Source organism: Haloarcula sp. CGMCC 1.2071, assembly GCF_037078445.1.
Classification (GTDB): domain Archaea; phylum Halobacteriota; class Halobacteria; order Halobacteriales; family Haloarculaceae; genus Haloarcula; species Haloarcula amylolytica.
Genome location: NZ_JAYMGY010000005.1, coordinates 171,800 through 189,733, shown reverse-complemented (window position 1 = coordinate 189,733; position 17,934 = coordinate 171,800). Strand labels below are relative to the sequence as shown.

Here is a 17,934-nt window from a genome sequence, read left to right as displayed (position 1 = left end):
CCCTACATGGGCGAGTCAGACGGGCTATCTTCTGCTCAACGCTGCCTATATGGGTCTGTCAGTCCGCTGTGGAACGTCCCCAGAGAAATTCTGGGCCGTTACGCTGCCTGAATGAACGATTCGAGCTATTCGAATCGACCAAAGCATTGCGGGAAGTCAAAAACGTGTCCCGAGAATCGGCGTAGGGTGAGTATAAACAAGCCCTTTCACACAGACTGTGAACTAATGGAAAACACTGGACCGATAGCGTTCTTCGTTCCCTCTCTGACAGTCGGTGGTGCCGAGCGTGTGACAGTTTCTGTCGCGAACGGGCTCTCTAAGCGCGGATATGACGTAGACCTTGTCGTGTCGTACAACGAGGGGGATTTCCGGACCGATGTCGCCGGAAGCGTAAACGTCGTCGACCTCGGAACACAGAGGATACCAGGGATAGGAATCGGTGCGAGCGTTCCCGCTCTCGTACGATATCTGCGGCGACAATCTCCCCAGATACTCTTCTCACAGATGACGTATGCCAACGATATGCACATGATTTCGCAGATTCTATCGGGCGCTGACACTACCGCCATCTCGACGATCCACAACACGCTCGGGATGCAAGAGGAATCGAAAGAGAAGCTCGTCCAGTGGCTGCAGCGTCGCCTCGCCGGTCAGTCGGACCAGTTCGTCGCCGTTTCAGAAGGTGTCGCTAAGAGCATCGTGGAACACGTCGGTGTCGACCGCGAGAAGGTGTCTGTCCTCCACAATCCGATCCCTGTCGATGAGGTCCAAGAGCGGGCAGGGAAGCCGGTGGATCATCCATGGATCGAATCGGCAAACATTGACGTCGTTCTCGGTGTCGGACGCCTGGAGAGAGCGAAGAACTTTGGATCGTTCCTCCGCGCTTTCGAACGGGTCCATGCCGCTCGACCGGACACGCGTGCGATTATTGTCGGCCGCGGGTCGAAGCGAGCCGAACTCGAAACCCTCGCGGCCGAGTTAGGTATCGACGCTGCGGTTTCGTTTCCCGGCTTTGTCGACAACCCTTACGGCTACATGGCGGGTTCGGACGTCCTCGCGATGTCTTCGGTCCACGAGGGACTGCCGACCGTGCTCATCGAGGCCCTTGCCTGCGGATGTCCGGTCGTCTCGACCGATTGTCCCAGCGGCCCGGCAGAGATCCTCAAAGATGGTGAGTACGGCCCGCTCGTCGATGTCGATGACGACGAGGGACTCGCAGCGGCCATCCGGACGACGCTCGACGAGCCACTCCCGAGCGATGTGCTGATTGAGCGTGCGAACGATTTCGCTCCCGCGGCTGTGATCGACCAGTACGAAGCGTTTATTCGAAATTTCGTATCGGTGGAGACCACCGATAGTGTCGATAAACGATCCGAGCCGCTCACCCCCTCGTGACTATAGTAGCCATTGAAAATCAATGCACACCTGATCGCACGACGGCAGTGCGATCAGTGTGTACATCGTTTCAATTGTTACTATAGCTCCGGTCTATACCATCCATCAGAACTGTCCAAAACCTACTCCCAGACTCCTGTCGTTGTTAGCTCACGTTATGTCGACCCAAATGTGAGCCTCACGGTACGCGTTCTCAGCTGTGGGTTGATCCGGCGGACTTCCCCTGTACAACAAATACGTCAACCGCAGGCGCTCGCCCTCCAGTACCGGCGTCACCGTGTGACGCTGCAGCCAGCGGTCTCCAGCCGCTGTCCGGTTGCTGTAAGTATCGAGACGTATGCGCTCGATGACCTCTCCTGTCGGTGCGGTTCTGGCCATCTGCACGACGACGACATACTCGGTTGTCTCCATCTCGTGATTCGTGGCGGTGAAGTACATCTGTTCAGGCTCGCCCAACGCGATCTGCTCCGGATAGCCGCTTGCCTCCAGATCGCCAGTCTCATTCTCGGTCAGCAGCCCGAATTCTGTGTACGCTTCGCCGCGCTGTGGCTGAGCCGCGACCAGCGTCACGCTGGCAAACGTCACGAGGATCGCCACACCGACAACTACGGTCCCCAGCTGGACTCCCTCCCCATCGGAACCACCGCTGGCCGCTCGTGAGTTTCCGAAGGGCATCGAGGTCTGGCTCAGGCCCGTCTGTGCCCTTTTGTAGCGCCGATACCACGCGATTCCGGTTGCCCCAACGGTTACGATAGCAAGGGCAGTGACAACCGGAGTCGGGCGAATCGGCCAGGGCGTGAACTCAAGATTGACTCCGACGATAATTGCCAAACAGATACTTGCTACAACCGAGTACAGCATCCGTTCTGTGGTAATCAGCCGGTGGTGTTCATCCTCCGGGTTCCGAGTTGGAAAAAGGGCCGCGACTACAGCATAGCCCGGGACGAACAGCAAGAAGGGTAACGCGACGGCCGCGAGGAGCACCCCTTCAAGAGACGACAGCGTTGCGAAGAGTACAACCGCTGTGTACCCCCCGGTAACAAGCAAATCGACAGTCGCTGGCGAAGTATCCGACCACCTGCCCATAAGTTCCGCTCACGCCTACGCCATGATAAGTAAAAACTGCATAACGGTCATTGACGGTGTCGAATGTGGTGTCAAAGAACGATATCCAACCGTTCAGAGTGATCACTCTGATTCTGTTCGGGAGAGATACTTTTGCTGTAACCGCCAGACGTACCCACGAAGTAACAGAATCGATAGTTTCGGAATGAACGAGCCGTATCGAATCCCGCTCGACTCGTCGCCGTAGAGTGCTTCCATCGGTACGTCCTGAACAGTCATCCCATTCGCATCTAAGTGAATTAGCATATCGTTCAGAAATCCGTAGTCGTCAAACAGATCGTTCAGCGAGAGCTGGTCAAGCGCCGTCGCAGAAATCGCGGTGTATCCGTTCTGTGGGTCGCGCATTTGCCAGTGTCCGCTCGCAATCTTGGTCAGCATCGTGAGGAGCGCATTCCCGAATAGCCGCCAGTTAGACATCTGAGTACAGTGGCGTCGCGATATGAGGCGGTTGCCTTTCGCGTAATCCGCATCCCCCTCAACGACTGGGTCGAGTATCTCATCGAGGATGTTCGGATCCATCTGGCCGTCGCCATCAAGGACTGCAACCGTATCCATGCCGCTCATAAGCGCTAGCTCGTATCCGGTTTGTACGGCAGCCCCGCGACCGCCGTTAGTCTGATGACGGACTGGGACGATCCGCTTATCGAGAAACGTCTGGCTTTCAGATACCGTTGTCCCGGCCCCGTCGGCGACAACTATTTGTTGTGCGGAGTCACCAGTCACACTTGCGTGTTTCACCTCAGTATCCACGTATTCCTTGATTTCGGTCCATGTGCCATCTGTCGAGCAGTCGTCGATAACGAACACCTGATCGACGTACTCCGGAAGTGAGTCGACGACCTCACCGATGAACCCCTCTTCGTTGTGTGCCGGAACGACGACACCGACGGTCGAGCCTTTATACACTCTATGTCCCCCCTGTTGGTGAGTGGAATGGGTCCGCTACGGTACGCACAGAGTTACCGAAAAGGGAGCTACTCATCTCGGGTCGGCTTTCATGCCAGACCCACGCGCCAATAGCAACCTCTGATTCAGTGATAGTCATGGTAGGTCGTAGGGCCGCTCACCGGCCACCAATAGGGCCCTCTCTGTCGCCATGTTGGACAAATCGATCTATTGTTATTCCTTACTTTCCAGGGTTAGCGGTCATATACAGTGGACTGTCGGATCGATAAATATCTCGTTAGGCCGATTCCGAAAAGCGCCCACGTACGGCGATTACTACTGTTAGAGGGAGTGGTTATTCGAATTGATCCTGATACGTCGTCCTGATGTCCGCCTGACGACTATCGGTTAGGTTCTCGTACGACTTCCCGTACGTGTCGTTGGCCAGTTCGTCCCAGGACTCGATTCGGTCACCGGAATCAGTCTGGAACTGTGCATCGAAGTCCGCTTCGACCTTCTGTTGGGTTTCGATTTCTAGTCCTGTGAAATTAAACTTCTCCCCAGCTTTCACATCGGCCCCGTACTCTTGCCGGGCGATTTCCTCACGCGTCCGCACCTCTACGGCCGCAAGACTGTCCGCGAACGGTTGGCGTTCGTGAATCTCTTCGATCTGGCGCTTCGTTTCACCGCTCACCTCATTATAGTAGCGTCCGTACTTGTCCTGGGTTATTTCATCAAGCGAAGCGCGGTCACCATCAGAGACACTGGTACTTCCGTCGGAACCGCTGGACCCGCCGTCTTTTGCCCATGACGGCTTGACCGACATAGCTGTTGACGCCCGCGCGTCTTTTGAGTAGATGCCATAGACGTACGTCTGCAGACTCAGTGGTTCTACGGGGTAATCCGTCGAGTCGGTTACCGTGTATTCAACCTCGAACCGAACGCGAGTCGACTCGCCGGGTGCGAGCGTGACATTTCTGTCGACTCCATAGGCTTCCGGTCGATCATCGTCATCGCTGTCGATACGATGCTGGATCGATTGAGTTCCGGTGGTTTCACCGGTGTTCGTTACGTCCGCGAAGAACACAGCCGTATCACCGACGTACAGGACATTCGGTCCAGCCAAATCCGACACCTCGAAATGACTGTCCTGTACCGTCATCGAGACGGTATCTATGTCGTCAGCAGTTCCAAGCGAATGGTTGTGTGTCCCGCGGCTCAAATTCGTCGTATTCACATCAATAGACACCGTTGTCGTTTCGTTGGCAGCAAGTGAAACGGTGCGGGAATAGGTGGTGTTCATGGAATTACTCCGTAGCGTGACGTTGTCGATCCCGTCCACGTCACCAACGTTCTCGACGACTGCTGAGACATTGGCAGTTTCCCCCCTCGTTACGTTGGCCGGTGCAGTCGTGTTCTGCACACGGAACGTCGCCGGTTGCTGGACATGGAGTGTTCCGGTCGTTGTCGTGTTTTCGGTGGCGACCCTGTATTGATATCGGCCAGGCTCCAGATCAGCAGTTCGGACCGTGGCAGTGCTCATCTGGCTCTGGCCGCCCGCAAGCGAGTGGACACTCTCGTTCAGCGTTTCAGCATCGGAGTACTGGCCGTTTTGGTCCGCATCGACAGCGATTCGCACTGTCTGGACGCCACGATATGCACCGACATTGGTCAGGTTTGCTCGGATGGAGGCGTTCGTTCCACGGACAATTGTAGCGTTTTCAGTGGTATCGGCGAGGACAAACGTAGGCGGGGTGAGGACAGCCACATTCCCAGTTGACTCCGGGGACGATGACTCACCGACGGCAACGGCGTACGTGTATTCCCCGGGACTGATTTGGTCAGGTTCGACAGCGAACGTCACGTCCGTCGGTTCTGCAGCCGCAACCTCGACTTGTTTTGTTGCCACCGTTTCAGGAGACTGTCCGTCCCTGTTCAATCGTAGCGCTACTTGTTGTGTTGTCGTTTCCGACCCCGCGTTTGTGATTTGAATATGCACACGCAACGGCTCATCCGGCCGAATTTCGGTCGGAGACTGCACAGTGCGTATCTCCAGTTCGTCCTCGCTCACAGTGGTCTCCGTATTTGCCGGTCTATCGGCGAAACCACCGATTCCAAGCCCCAGCGTAGCACCTCCAATGAGTAACAGTCCAGCGACGCACCCAATCAGTAACTTTCCGTAGCCTATGGACAACATGCGTACGCAGGTATGTTACAAATCATTATTGTTACGGCTGCTATACCCACCGTTAGACACTCTTTGCATTCAATATCGAAGAGCGGATTTCTACAGGGAGGTCTCAGAATGGGTAGCATACGTTTACCACCAGACACGTCCCCCAAAGTGGAGCTTTCAGCCATAGTCGTAGTGAGTCGATACCGTTCGTTGGCGCCTCAGTTTAACGACTACCGTTAGCTGAATCTATGGAAAGCACACCACCTTGTGGTGTAATGGAATATCGCATACGCGAGAGACCCACATCAAATTACAAGTTCAATTCGAATCGAAAACAGGGAGAGAGATGGTTCTAAGTCGACGCGACTGTGCAATCCTATCAGTTCGAGGCCGAGACGCGACAGTTACGCCATGTTCTTCCGTTCGATTGTTTCCCAAATATCGACACCCTTCTCAGTGATGTCGTACACGCGCCCTTTCTTCCGATCTTCGGAAACTAATAGGTCAACCAGTTCCGACTCACGGAGTTCCTGTAGGGCGCGCGAAACGTGAGCAATGCTCATTTCCCTGTCGTCCGCAATTAGCGACGGTGTCGCAGGGCCTTCTGACAACCGGCGGAGAGTCTCGACTCGATACCGTGAACTGATTACGTAGCTCACTTCGTCCCACTGATCAAAGTCTGCCATCGTATCTATTCGTATGCACGAGTGTACCAGCTACCTTCTTTGGACACAAACTCGTGTACAGTGATATTCCATGTGCCTGTGGTTAATTGTTTCGCTCGTGTCTCTTGGTCTCGCTTCGTAGCCATACACGATTCCGGTTGAGTACCCTGCATACTGAGTATGTGGTGAGTAATATCGCTCTTCCGCTCAATTCATATACCGCGCATTTCACCTACGTGTTCGGCAATCAGGCGACAACCGATCAACAACAGATACCGTGGAGATCGTAAGGCTCCAATTCCCGACGATAACCCAGAAGAGCATCTTATCGAGGACTTCGTTCCTTCAGGGACCTCTGTGCGGTCCAGATAGCTGTTTAATTGATACTGATAAGATTGCGTTACTTGCATGACTGATAGAAACGGTCCATATACGCTACGATTTACCCTGTGCGATTTCGAGGAAGTGAATGACGTGTAACCGTAGCAGAGGAGTGCCTCAGCGTTTTTACGGGTAGTCTACGTATTTTGCGTATCTCAACATACACTGTAGCGGACATTTATTATCGATCACCGAAAATTGATTCAAAGAACACTGTTACTCCCGGAATACCCAAACAACTACTGACTACCCCGGCGGTAACCAAAGAAAAATTATCTAATCGATTACATAACAAAGTATTAAGTGGCAAGGTGATGTTGATTTGAAATGCTGGCTGACAGCGTAACGCTCCGTCGATACAGCCGGGGGGCTGTGTGAGCGCGATTCCAGACGGGTGGACGATGTCGCAGCACACAGGAAGTGGGTAAATATGGGAGTCAAAGACACCGCACAAACGAAAGCAGAACCGAATAATAAACTAAGCGACGAATCTGTCCCATCGCCAAAAGGGAAAGAAAGCAGTGCGGACCAAGCGACGTCACAGGAGCAGGACGACTCAGGTGCATCTCTAGACGTTATTTTTGAAATACTGAAAAACAGCCGCCGCAGAGAGGTCCTCCACTTTCTTCGAGAACGAGGCGAACAGGTCTCTCTTGGAGAACTCGCAGAACACGTCGCGGCCATCGAGAACGAGACCACAACTGATGCGTTGACATCAAGTGAGCGCAAGCGCGTGTACGTAGGACTGTACCAGTGCCATCTCCCGAAGATGGACGACATCGGTGTCGTCGATTTTAACCAAGACCGAGGGCATATAACCCTTACCGAGAAGGCTGACGACTTCGAAAAGTACCTCAACCGTTCTGAAGAAGAGGCGGAGGGCCGACAGTGGTATCAGTATTACGCGGCCGTCTCGGTGCTCGGTGCGATGGTCCTAGCCGCCTCTGTCGCCTTCTCACTTCCCGGGAGCATGGTCTTAGGTCTGCTCTCCCTGGTAGTGGGTGTTGCAGGCGCATGTTCGGTGTATCACTGGTCAGTTGAGCGCGAAGAGCCGGACAGCGAGTAGCCCGATAAGAACGGTTTGGTTCCGCGCGCAGTTTTTACGCAGTACGCGTCACGAGTAGGCTATCCAGAGCGATACACTTCGTCGCCGGCAACATATGTTCGTGCTATCGATGGAACCGGGTCTGGATCAACGATAATCAGATCGGCCCTTGCTCCACACTCCAATCGGCCACGGTCGTACAGGCCGGCAGCGGCAGCTGGTGCAGTAGAGACACGTAACACCCGGTCTTTGAGAGGGTCACCGTTTTCGATGAAAACAGAGCTAAGCAGTGATTGCGGACGAAAGTCGCTACAGAGAATGTCGACAACACCGTCTTTGATTGCCTGAGACGCATCGGGCCCGTCCCACAGACTCCCACCGCGAACCACATTCGGCGCACCCATCGCAACGGCCAAGTTTAACTCGGTTGCCCGCTGGGCAACACGGTGGGAGAGCGGATATTCACTTATGTCTACCCCGATAGCAGCGGCGTTGTCCACGCTCGAAACGGTTTCATCGTCGTGTGAGGCGACTGGGATATTTCTATTGCTTGCTAGCTCTGTAATCTCTCGTGCGCGAGAGATTACTTCTGTTTCGGAGACACCATTGCGGCGTGTTTCGAGGGTCTGAAGGCTTGACTCTGAGACCCCGTCCGGAAGATTATAGCGTTGTGTAAGTGTATTTTCGCCAGCGAACTGGCCCGTTCCGGGAATGTGTGAGACAAGGGAGACGAGATCTCCCCCTGATTGGATTTCTTGCGAGACGGCGTCGACAGCCGTTTCGTTGGTGAGTTCACACCGCATATGGAGTCTGTTATCGACCCTGGCGCCGGTTTCGCAGTTGAAATCTCGGATATGCTCGGCCAAGCGACGGGCTAATTCGATACTCCGGTTATCATCTGGGACGTCTTCGAACGCAATGGCATGATACTTTGTCGTAACTCCCGCGCTGGCATTGGCAATATCACATCGGTCCAGAGCGACAGTCGTGTTGACGCGCTCACCAGCTCTCGGAAATAGGTGCCGTTCGATATCATCACCGTGAAGATCAACCAATCCAGGTAGGACATACTTCCCCGTCGCATCAATGTCCGGGGAGTCATGAGATTCTGCTTCCACCGAGACTATTTTTCCATCAGAGAATACTACTGTCCCGTTCTCAATTTCGCTGGTCGGCGTAACAACAGTGCCTCCCGAGATTAATGTTCGATTTGCAGTATTTTTCATTCAGCTTGGCACCCTGTAAGATTTTCCAATGTGTTTACAATCGACTTCCCAAAACATGAATATGCGCTTACTACGGCTATGCTACAGTCGGATATAGAGTACATATTTATATGTAATTGACAGCCGTAGCTGGTGTGCTTAATGAAATAATGGGAGACGAGGCCGTCAATCGTCACTATCAGTTGCTAAAGACGAACCTAGGACACTCCAACAATTCTCAGGGTTTGAATAGAGCCCCAATCCAGGGGATTTAAACCTACGCAGTGTTTCAAATAGTACATACAAATGTCAGCCTAACCTAATTTCTAAGTTATGATTATATAATACCTTCATAGAGTAGACAATTTGCGGGTAATTCTGGCGGATTCATATCCATTAGGATACACCTACCCGCATAATACCGTATTAACTGTTTGAACGAGTGCGTTTGAGCAGTAATTTCTTTCTATTTTTTCCATAGTGAGAAAGAGTATAATAGCACTAGCTGAAGAAGAGAGCCAGTAGTAACAAGATTACAGCATAGTACAGTGACATACTCCGGCGACGTCACCCCACCCACCAGCATGGTGTTTGCGTGTTCAGAAACCGAAGTTTTTAGCGTCAAGGTTTAAAACATATTTGTATGAAAGACTGGATTGATACGTATAACGAGCGTGACTGGCAAACCACCACGGACGGAACGGTTCGATACGCGCTGTTAGGACTTGGCTGGTGGACAATCGACCTAGCACTTCCCGCGATTCAGGACTCTGGTCTGGGTGAAGTTACAACGCTCGTCAGCAGTTCTTCGGAGAAAGCGAAACGTCTCGCCGACGAGAACGGTGTGGACTACGGGATCAGTTATCCAGAGTTCCACGACGGGGAGGCAGCCGACAGGTTTGATGCCATCTACATCGGGACACCGAACGCCTTGCATCTGGAATACGCCGAGACAGCCGCAGAGTTAGACAAAGCGATCCTGTGCGAGAAACCGATGGAGGCAACAGTCGAACGGGCCCAGAAAATGGTTGAGGTCTGTGCGGACGCCGCTGTGCCGTTGATGATTGCCTACCGGATGCAGACTGACCCCGCTGTTAGGCGTGCAAAAGAACTCATCGAAGACGGATTCATCGGTGAGCCAGTATCCGTATACGGAAACAATAGTCAGCCGCTGCTCGAGATGAATCCGGACACGGACCAGTGGCGGCTCGATCCGGAACTCTCAGGTTATGGCACCTCAGTGATGGATTTGGGGATTTACTCGATCAACACGACTCGGTTTCTGCTCGACCGGGAACCACTGGCGGTGCAGTCACAGATGGATTCTCATGGAGAGGCCTTCGACGACGTGCCTGATGAACGCTCCGGGGCATTGCTTGCGCTGGAAGACGGTATCAAAATGGTCACGACTGATAGCCAGAACGCCCACAGTGATACGCAACTGAAAATAACTGGGACGGACGGACAGATCGAACTCCGTCCAGCGTTCCATGGGAAAGCAAAACTCCACCTGTCCCGAAACGAGACGACAGTAACTGTCGAACACGAGAGTTTTGACGCGGAGGACGAAATGCGGGAGGAGTTCGACTACTTCGCTGACCGCGTTTTGACTGGTACTGACATTGGCCCGGACGGCCGCCACGGCCTCCAGGATATGCGAATCATCCGGGCAATTCACAAAGCCGCGGAGAGCGGCGACGTCGTCAAACTGTAACTGATTCGTTCGAATTTATCTGGTCCCAGCGCTGTCAGATTGGTTTAGATTTATTCAGGTGGCGATCACGGCTATCGCGTTATCCCAGTCAAAACGGAGTACAGCGTGATCACAGTATAATACTCAAGATCTGTGAACAGAAGCGACCCTGACATTGGTTTTACACTCACTGTATTGGGTGATCAATGATCAACAGCGGAAAATGCTATAAGCCGTCCGATTGGTTTGTTTGGGTAGACGTGACGAAACCACATTTGAACTGGTCGGCTTTGTTTAGACGCGGAGTAACAGCCAGTTCGTTTCGTTAATGACGATAAATCAGCCACTCAGTTAAACTGCAGATGCACCCCGACAACAGGATACAAGTGGCTAATGGTGCTACAAAATGGTATGGTTTCTGAACAATTCGACGCGTTCTTACTTGACCTCGACGGGGTAGTGTATCTCGGGGATGAGGCCCTACCGGAGGCGGTCGAGTCGGTGAATCGTCTTAATGAGCGGGACAATAAACTACGATTCCTGACGAACGACCCACGCTTTCAGCGTGAGACGATCGCGAACAGACTTCGCAAGCTGGGGATCGACGCCGAAAAAGACGAGATCATCACGTCAGGCTGGGCGACCGCCCACTACCTCTCCCAACAGGATGTGACCACCGCTGCTGTCGTCGGTAGCGCAGGGCTGGAAATCGAACTCCAAGAGGAAGGCATCGAAGTCACGGACGACGATCCCAATGCGATGGTCGTCGGCGCGGACGAGAAGACGTCATATCAAGACATCCAGCGGGCGGCGAGACACATCCAGCGGGGAGCGACGTTCGTGGGGACGAACCCGGATGGGTCGTTCCCGACCCCAGACGGGCCTGTACCCGGGGCCGGGGCCATTGTTCGAGCAGTCGAAACTGCGGCGGGAACAGAGCCAATGGTCGTTGGCAAACCCGAGCCGCTTATGTTCGAGATGGCTCTCGACGGGCTGGCTGACGACGTGCAAGCGGCCGCGATTGGCGATAATCCTGCCACGGACATTCTCGGCGCCCACCGTGCGGGGCTCACCGGGATTCTGGTGGCCGAGGACAAACCGACTGCCGCATCTGCTCGTGATCTTCAGCAACCTGATTTGACGATCTCGTCTCTTGCACACCTCTTCACGGACACAACCGACACATGGGAGGCACCACCCTATTCGTGGCCGGATGAGATACGTCCGGGCGTCGCTGCTGTCGTAGTGAATGACGTAGATGAGGTGCTGTTGCTGAAACGCGCCGACAAAGAGCAGTGGGCGCTCCCGACGGGCACGGTCGAACGGTGCGAACCAGTCGGGGACGCTATCACACGAGAGGTTGACGAGGAAACGGGACTGCAAATAGCGGTTGAGCGGCTGATAGGCGTCTATTCACACCCGGAACAGCAAGTGTTTTCGTATCCCTCAGGCAAGGCAGTTCACTTCGTCACGAATTGCTTTCGGTGTTCCATCGAAGGGGGTACACCCGAGGCCGACGAGGATGAAGCCCTCGAGGTCGGATTCTTCGACATGAACGATTTACCGTCGGATATCCTTCCGATGCAACCGCAGTGGATAGCCGATGCAAATGACGCAGATGGCTCACCTGCAATTCGATAAATTCACAGGCTGTACTGACCGATGTTACGGAGCAAGTTCGATATTTCTCAGAGTCGCTCTCAGAACGAGTTCACGGAGCTACGCGAACCACGTCCGTGGCCGAAGCGTGTCGCCGTACCGCTGCTCGAGCGAGAAAACCACAGCCTCGACGAGTGACCGTCGATGATCGGTATCGTCGTCATGGCGAGCGTCACGCACCATATCTATAGTAGCCATTGAAAATCAATGCACGCCTGATCGAACGACAGCAGTGCGATCAGTGTGTACATCGTTTCAATTGGTACTATAGCGGGGAGAACTCTCGGTGTTTGTTCACTGGCCCAACGTGGGGCTCCAGAAGTTCTTCCGGGATCGTCTCAATCAGACCTTCCTCAGCGGTCACCGTCTGTAGCCGGTCGAAGTTCCAATAGGTCTCTGCCCTCCGCTACCCAATCCGGAACTGGAGATCTGTTCTGGTAGTCATATTTGGGTGATAGTCGTGCGAAGGTTTACACTGTACCGCACCAGGTATCACTTAAAATGGCTGTGTCTCAGAGCTGAAGCAAGGAGGGTAATAACATCCGTACAGATGTTATTATTCGATGCCGGCGAACTCGACAGGCTCTCAGCGGCCGCTGGTATCAAAAGATCGTGTTTAGAATGGCAACTATCTGATTGGATGTCGCGCATATCACATCCGGATTGAAATTGAGTACGTTTTATTATCCAAGAAATGTCAGTCACAATGTAGAACCATATAGTCGTAGGAGTACGTTTTCACACTGTTAATATTGATCTCAGAGATAAGATCGAGCTTCCTGTGTTACGATCACGGTTTTGATGTCTAGATATTTTACTTATATATTCATAGTTGCCATATTTGACCAACGATGGGTATATAGTAGTATATCTATAACCAATTAGTTCATATAGATGGGATCCACAGACAACTCCGAAGAATCTGTCATAGAACAAAGTTGGTCGAGATTCACGGCGGTGATAGAGTGGTCAGTCCTTCGTCCTGCAAGCGAAGTACACTGGTTAATCCGAAAGCCATATACGCCATATTAGGCCAACCTAAACCATGGACGGGACAGACGGGACAGGTAGTCTCACCAGACGAGACTACCTCTCCGGCGGTGGTCTGCTGCTCGGCACGTCAATCGTAGCCGGCTGCTCCAGTAACGGTGGGGAACCGCCCAGTACAGCAACATCGAGTGACAAGGAAACGGGCACATCAACCCCGTCAGATGGGGGGTCCTACGTTGCCTCGCTTTCTCCTGTCGGAGAGGTCGAGTTCGACTCCGTACCGGAGAGCGTCTTCACGATGTACAATCAGTATGCAGATATGTTAGTCGCACTTAACCACGGTGACGCGGTCAATTCGATGTTCGTCCCAGATATGGCTGGGCCATCGATGAACCACTACTACGAACGGCTCTCTGGTGTCTCCTTTGAGTGGGAGAACCTTCCGAACCCCTACGACAATTTCAGCAAGGAGTTCTGCTACAGCCTTGGTAGCGACGTTCACTTCCTCGACCCCGCATGAGCGATTACCCAGGAGAACTGGGATATGGCCGATATCGAGGAAATTGTCGACAATGTCGGCCCCTTTTTCGGGAATTTCTACAGCGGAACACACGGTGACCCGCAAGAATCCTACAGTGTGAACTACCACTATTACACGCTGAGGGAGCTGTTCGGTCGTGTCGCCACCGTGTTTCAGGAACGAAAGCGTTACGAGCAACTCAGAGCCGTTCATCAAGAACTCATCGAGACCATCCAGACGAAGCTTCCACCCGAAGAAGATCGACCGACCGCGGTTCGGGTTACACTTGGCGACGGCCAATTCTGGACGTATCACCTGAACCGACCGGGGTTCTGGCTCGCCGACACGCGTCCGCTCGCAGCTAACGACGCCTTCGGGGACGAAACGTGGGACGGTCTCTGGGGTTCGGTCGGCTATGAAACGATGCTGGACGCGGACCCTGACGTAATCCTCCATCTCTGGGGGATGACACCTCGCTACGACATGGACGATGTCCGCGAGAGGCTCGCGTCACACAGCGTTGGAAAAGAACTCGCAGCGGTCAAAGACGACCGCGTATACGCACACGGAATGCGATATCACGGCCCGATCATGAATCTCTTCCAGATCGAAATGACCGCGAAACAGCTCTACCCGGATATCTTTGGCGAGTGGCCACCCTACGAGAACGGGAATCACTATCCAGAGATTCCATCGGATGAGCAGCTTTTCAGCCGCGACCGCGTTGCCAAGATCGTTACGGGCGGATAACTTCGGCTGGTTTCAGCAACGCTGTCGCCCGAATGGAGCAATTCGCCCGATCAGCGTGGGATTCACGACAGGATGACGACGTTGCCGACGCCGCGCCGCTTCCGTTCGATGAGGTTCTTGGCTTCGAGCGTATCGAGGGTCCGGCTGACAGTCGCCTTCGAGAACTCCGTTCGATCGACGATTTCGCTCTGTGGAAGAACCCCATCGGCATCAAGCATGATTTCATAAACGATCCGTTCGTTGCTCGCGAGGCGACTCGCAGTCTCTTCCCATTCCTGCCGACGGGCTTCGAGTAGGTCCGCTGTCGGTGCGTGGTCATGGTCAGCGTCCGGCGATCGAGTGTCCGGCGAGTCCGTAGCAGAACCCGATGCACCCCAATCGACACGGAACAACGCCACGGCACTCGCACCGGAGGTGAACGCAGCCACTGTGAGTACGGCGATATCGACTGTTCGGATGGACGGCCCCGGAGATCCTGATTGGACAGTGGTCTCGCCGATTGTGACTGTGGCTACTGTCGGCGTGATGAGATGGCCGGCCAGCAAAAGCATCAGGGCGGTCGAGATGACGAAGACGCCTGCCGCGACGGCCTCGCTACGTTGGAGGGTGTTTTCGATCATTGTTGAGACCAGCAATGTATCCGGACTACTCCGGTACCCCACGGAGTCGGACGAACGCGTCTATCCTCTCGTTTCGGATATCGACGACGACACTGTATCGGGTTTCCCGATCGATCGGTTCAACGACGACCAGTACACGGCGATCACTCAGTCGCTGCTCCGTCCGTTCAATGACGACGACCCCTGCAGTCGTGCCGTTCCGAACGGTGAAGGCGGACTCGTTGACTGCGGCGAGATCGTGCCACGACGCTGTCGGATCTGCACCGACGACCGCGGCTCTCTCGCTAGCTACCCCGCGTGGAACCGGCCGCATCGTGTACACTGCGTCGGCCGGTGATGCAACAGTATCGGGGACCGACCCGTCCGTCGTGATAATCCGCTTGGCTCGCGCTCGCTTCGAGCGGGACAGTTCGGGCGGTTCCCATGGTGTGGCCCGCACAACGGGGCTCCGGTTGAGATTCGTGATCTCTATATAGTTGACAGTTCTGACATCCGATACCAGAACCTCAGTGGTTCTGCCGCTCGTTTCGACAAGTGCATCGTCTTCAATAGCGAACTCGTATCCGGTATCAGCTGTCGCCGTCGCGGCGATACCAGTCGCGGTTGCGAAGACGGCGATACTCACACTGAGGACGGTGAGCGAGAGGACGAACACCAGACGGGACCGTCTAACCGACTCCATGTCCGTCGTGACCGGACGTTTTCGTATGAAAGTGCTGGTTTTCAGTAAACTGAAACGAATGGAACAATCTCTGAAACGCGTTTCAGATCCGTTTCACTCCCGTTTCCAACGGGGCTTTACAATGGTTTTCGTATAATCTCCTGATGCCGTGATCGGGCCAGCGCTCACAGCGAGCACACCGGCCCACAGCATATGCTCGGCCCGCCACTGCGAACTCGGCCCGCCGCTACGGGCCCGGCTCTACTGTACTGTGCTACCGACCGCGCTCGTGCGTCCTGTCCGATCACCCCCAATACAATGAAACGAAAACTTCCCCGCCAACGGAGTGATGCAGATGCATCGTGACTACCGACTCGCAGCGTACGCGGTTGCGGTATCGGCACTCCTGCTCACTGCCAGCGGCGCAGCCGTCGTAGCCGATGGGAGTGCCGGAAATGCCCCATCCGAATCGTCCCCCTCTGAGACCGAATCCAATGAAACGACCGGTAGCATCACAGTTACGAATTCGACGGCGTTCGAGGTGACAACGGTTTCCAACGATAGTGGCACGGTCACGTTCGATCAGGGCGACCGGACCTGTGGTGGCGGGTTCCGTATTGACACCCCGAACCGAACTCGGACTGACATACAGGTCCGCGGTGTCACCGTGACACTTGTCGAACAGCACAGCGGCGAGCCGTTCGACGAAATCGGCCGCGAGCAGTTCGCGTCACTGGTCTGGAAGGAAATATCAGGATACGCGGGGCTCGGCGCGTACGATCACATCGAAGTTCAGGTCAACCAGTACTACGAGACGGTCGCCCGGGACGAACCGTTAGACACCGTCGGCATCCACGCCCGTCCCGTAGACAATTGCCTCCCAGCTGTCGAAGGTGAAGTCGCCCTCAACAGTCAGTCGGTAGCTGTCCGTTCGAGCCACTCGGAGCTCGAAGGCCTCAATCTGAACATTACAGATACGATCGGCGCTCTCAACGAAAGCGAACGGGACTCCATCGACCGGCTCATCGAATCGAACGAACGCACCAGCTACGCCATCCAGACGGAGTTCGACGATCCGGACACGCTGGACGCGACCGTCGTCGAAGCAACGGACGACAGCCAGGTCAAACTCGAACTCACACGGCCAGGCGGCGGTCGCACGGTCGTCGTTCGAATCGATCTCGAATCGGAAACCGTCGAGCGTACCTGGACGAGGGTCGCAGTTGAGCGGATTGACGGTACCGATTCGGTGACCGTCGGTAACCACGGTGAGAATGAAACGACATCGTTCGAAGTGAACTACACTGAAGCTGCGTCGTAAAATCCGAACTGGTCTTCCAAGACACTATTGGGTTTCAGCCACACCGAACCGGAGCGGCAATTACATCGGGGCCGAAGCCCCACCTCAGGTACGTAGTCCGAATCGTACGGTCAAGTCCCCGTAACGACGCAGTAGGTCAGGTCGAGCCAGTCCAGTCGTACCGCATGACGAGGTCGTCCTCGTCGATCTCGCTGGCGAGTTTGTCCACGAGCTCGTCCCGTTCGAGGTCGTCAAACTGCTCCAGTTCGTACGGCTTGACCGTCACCGGCGAGGACTCGCCCTCGGCGATGCGCTCCTGCAGTTTGGCGACGCCGTAGATCAGCGCTTCGGGGCGTGGCGGACACCCCGGGACGTGAATGTCGACCGGAATGACTTGCTCCGCACCTTTGATGACGTTGTATCCTTCCTGAAACGGCCCACCGGAAATGGTACACGACCCCATCGAGACGACGAACTTCGGCTCGGGCATCTGGTCGTACACGCGCTTCATCCGCGGCGCGAACTTCGAAACGATGGTCCCCGGGACGATAATCAGATCTGCCTGCCGCGGTGATGCCCGAGGGACTCCGGCAGCAAAGCGGTCGAGGTCGTGTTTCGTAGCGAGAGTGCCCATCATCTCGATGGTGCAACAGGCGATGCCGAACTGCAGTACAAACATCGAGGAGCCCCGGACCCAGTTCATGAACGCGTCGAATTTCGTGAGAATGAACGGGGACGAACCGAGCACCTCCCGAAGTGTCGAATTAAATCGGGTATCCGTGTTTCTGCCGCAGCATATCCGCTCATCAGACTGTGCGTCGTCCATATTCCGCCGATCACTGCTCATGAACAGCTACGGATAGA

At 54.6% G+C, this 17,934-nt stretch carries 13 protein-coding genes and 2 pseudogenes; 6 read left to right on the top strand and 9 right to left on the bottom strand.

From position 1 onward, the window contains the following. Positions 1–111 precede the first annotated feature (111 nt). Positions 112–1,395, top strand: coding sequence for a glycosyltransferase (locus VI234_RS12470; RefSeq protein ID WP_336330184.1), 1,284 nt, complete (start codon positions 112–114; stop codon positions 1,393–1,395). A 150-nt stretch (positions 1,396–1,545) separates the two neighbouring features. Here VI234_RS12470 and VI234_RS12465 read toward each other — a convergent pair whose 3' ends face one another. The 4 genes from VI234_RS12465 to VI234_RS12450 all read right to left on the bottom strand — a co-directional run bounded on the left by VI234_RS12465 (position 1,546) and on the right by VI234_RS12450 (position 6,267). Then, positions 1,546–2,481 carry a DUF1616 domain-containing protein gene (locus VI234_RS12465; protein ID WP_008311680.1) on the bottom strand — a complete coding sequence of 312 codons (936 nt, stop codon included), beginning with the start codon at positions 2,479–2,481 and terminating at the stop codon, positions 1,546–1,548. A 102-nt stretch (positions 2,482–2,583) separates the two neighbouring features. Continuing rightward, on the bottom strand, positions 2,584–3,426 hold the full coding sequence (locus VI234_RS12460; RefSeq protein WP_008311681.1) for a glycosyltransferase family 2 protein: 843 nt from the start codon (positions 3,424–3,426) through the stop codon (positions 2,584–2,586). A gap of 334 nt (positions 3,427–3,760) precedes the next feature. Continuing rightward, a complete protein-coding gene (locus tag VI234_RS12455; RefSeq protein WP_336330183.1) occupies positions 3,761–5,602 on the bottom strand; it encodes a COG1470 family protein in 1,842 nt (613 codons plus the stop codon). A 383-nt stretch (positions 5,603–5,985) separates the two neighbouring features. Beyond that, positions 5,986–6,267 carry a winged helix-turn-helix domain-containing protein gene (locus tag VI234_RS12450; RefSeq protein ID WP_004515801.1) on the bottom strand — a complete coding sequence of 94 codons (282 nt, stop codon included), beginning with the start codon at positions 6,265–6,267 and terminating at the stop codon, positions 5,986–5,988. Positions 6,268–7,057: 790 nt separating this feature from the next. Between VI234_RS12450 and VI234_RS12445 the strand changes: the two genes are divergently transcribed. After that, positions 7,058–7,693 carry a DUF7344 domain-containing protein gene (locus tag VI234_RS12445; RefSeq protein WP_336330182.1) on the top strand — a complete coding sequence of 212 codons (636 nt, stop codon included), beginning with the start codon at positions 7,058–7,060 and terminating at the stop codon, positions 7,691–7,693. A gap of 59 nt (positions 7,694–7,752) precedes the next feature. Here the strand turns inward: VI234_RS12445 and VI234_RS12440 are convergent, their stop codons facing one another. Next, complete coding sequence (locus tag VI234_RS12440) at positions 7,753–8,898, bottom strand: alpha-D-ribose 1-methylphosphonate 5-triphosphate diphosphatase (protein ID WP_336330181.1); 1,146 nt, start codon at positions 8,896–8,898, stop codon at positions 7,753–7,755. A 622-nt stretch (positions 8,899–9,520) separates the two neighbouring features. Here VI234_RS12440 and gfo6 point away from each other — a divergent pair. Beyond that, on the top strand, positions 9,521–10,591 hold the full coding sequence (gfo6, locus tag VI234_RS12435) for a D-xylose 1-dehydrogenase Gfo6 (protein ID WP_336330180.1): 1,071 nt from the start codon (positions 9,521–9,523) through the stop codon (positions 10,589–10,591). Positions 10,592–10,981: 390 nt separating this feature from the next. Then, positions 10,982–12,211 carry an HAD-IIA family hydrolase gene (locus tag VI234_RS12430; RefSeq protein WP_336330179.1) on the top strand — a complete coding sequence of 410 codons (1,230 nt, stop codon included), beginning with the start codon at positions 10,982–10,984 and terminating at the stop codon, positions 12,209–12,211. A 78-nt stretch (positions 12,212–12,289) separates the two neighbouring features. Here the strand turns inward: VI234_RS12430 and VI234_RS12425 are convergent. Continuing rightward, positions 12,290–12,406: pseudogene (locus tag VI234_RS12425) on the bottom strand (IS5/IS1182 family transposase); the annotation flags it as partial. Positions 12,407–13,274: 868 nt separating this feature from the next. On the opposite strand from VI234_RS12425, the pseudogene VI234_RS12420 reads away from it, so the two are divergent. Next, a pseudogene (locus VI234_RS12420) lies at positions 13,275–14,489 on the top strand (ABC transporter substrate-binding protein). 62 nt (positions 14,490–14,551) lie between these two features. Here VI234_RS12420 and VI234_RS12415 read toward each other — a convergent pair. Further along, a complete protein-coding gene (locus VI234_RS12415; protein ID WP_008311700.1) occupies positions 14,552–15,109 on the bottom strand; it encodes a helix-turn-helix transcriptional regulator in 558 nt (185 codons plus the stop codon). A 25-nt stretch (positions 15,110–15,134) separates the two neighbouring features. Next, a complete protein-coding gene (locus tag VI234_RS12410) occupies positions 15,135–15,791 on the bottom strand; it encodes a hypothetical protein (RefSeq protein WP_008311702.1) in 657 nt (218 codons plus the stop codon). Positions 15,792–16,125: 334 nt separating this feature from the next. On the opposite strand from VI234_RS12410, the gene VI234_RS12405 reads away from it, so the two are divergent. Next, complete coding sequence (locus VI234_RS12405; RefSeq protein WP_014031340.1) at positions 16,126–17,091, top strand: hypothetical protein; 966 nt, start codon at positions 16,126–16,128, stop codon at positions 17,089–17,091. A gap of 136 nt (positions 17,092–17,227) precedes the next feature. Here VI234_RS12405 and VI234_RS12400 read toward each other — a convergent pair whose 3' ends face one another. Further along, complete coding sequence (locus VI234_RS12400; protein WP_336330178.1) at positions 17,228–17,917, bottom strand: NADH-quinone oxidoreductase subunit B; 690 nt, start codon at positions 17,915–17,917, stop codon at positions 17,228–17,230. Positions 17,918–17,934: the final 17 nt, after the last annotated feature.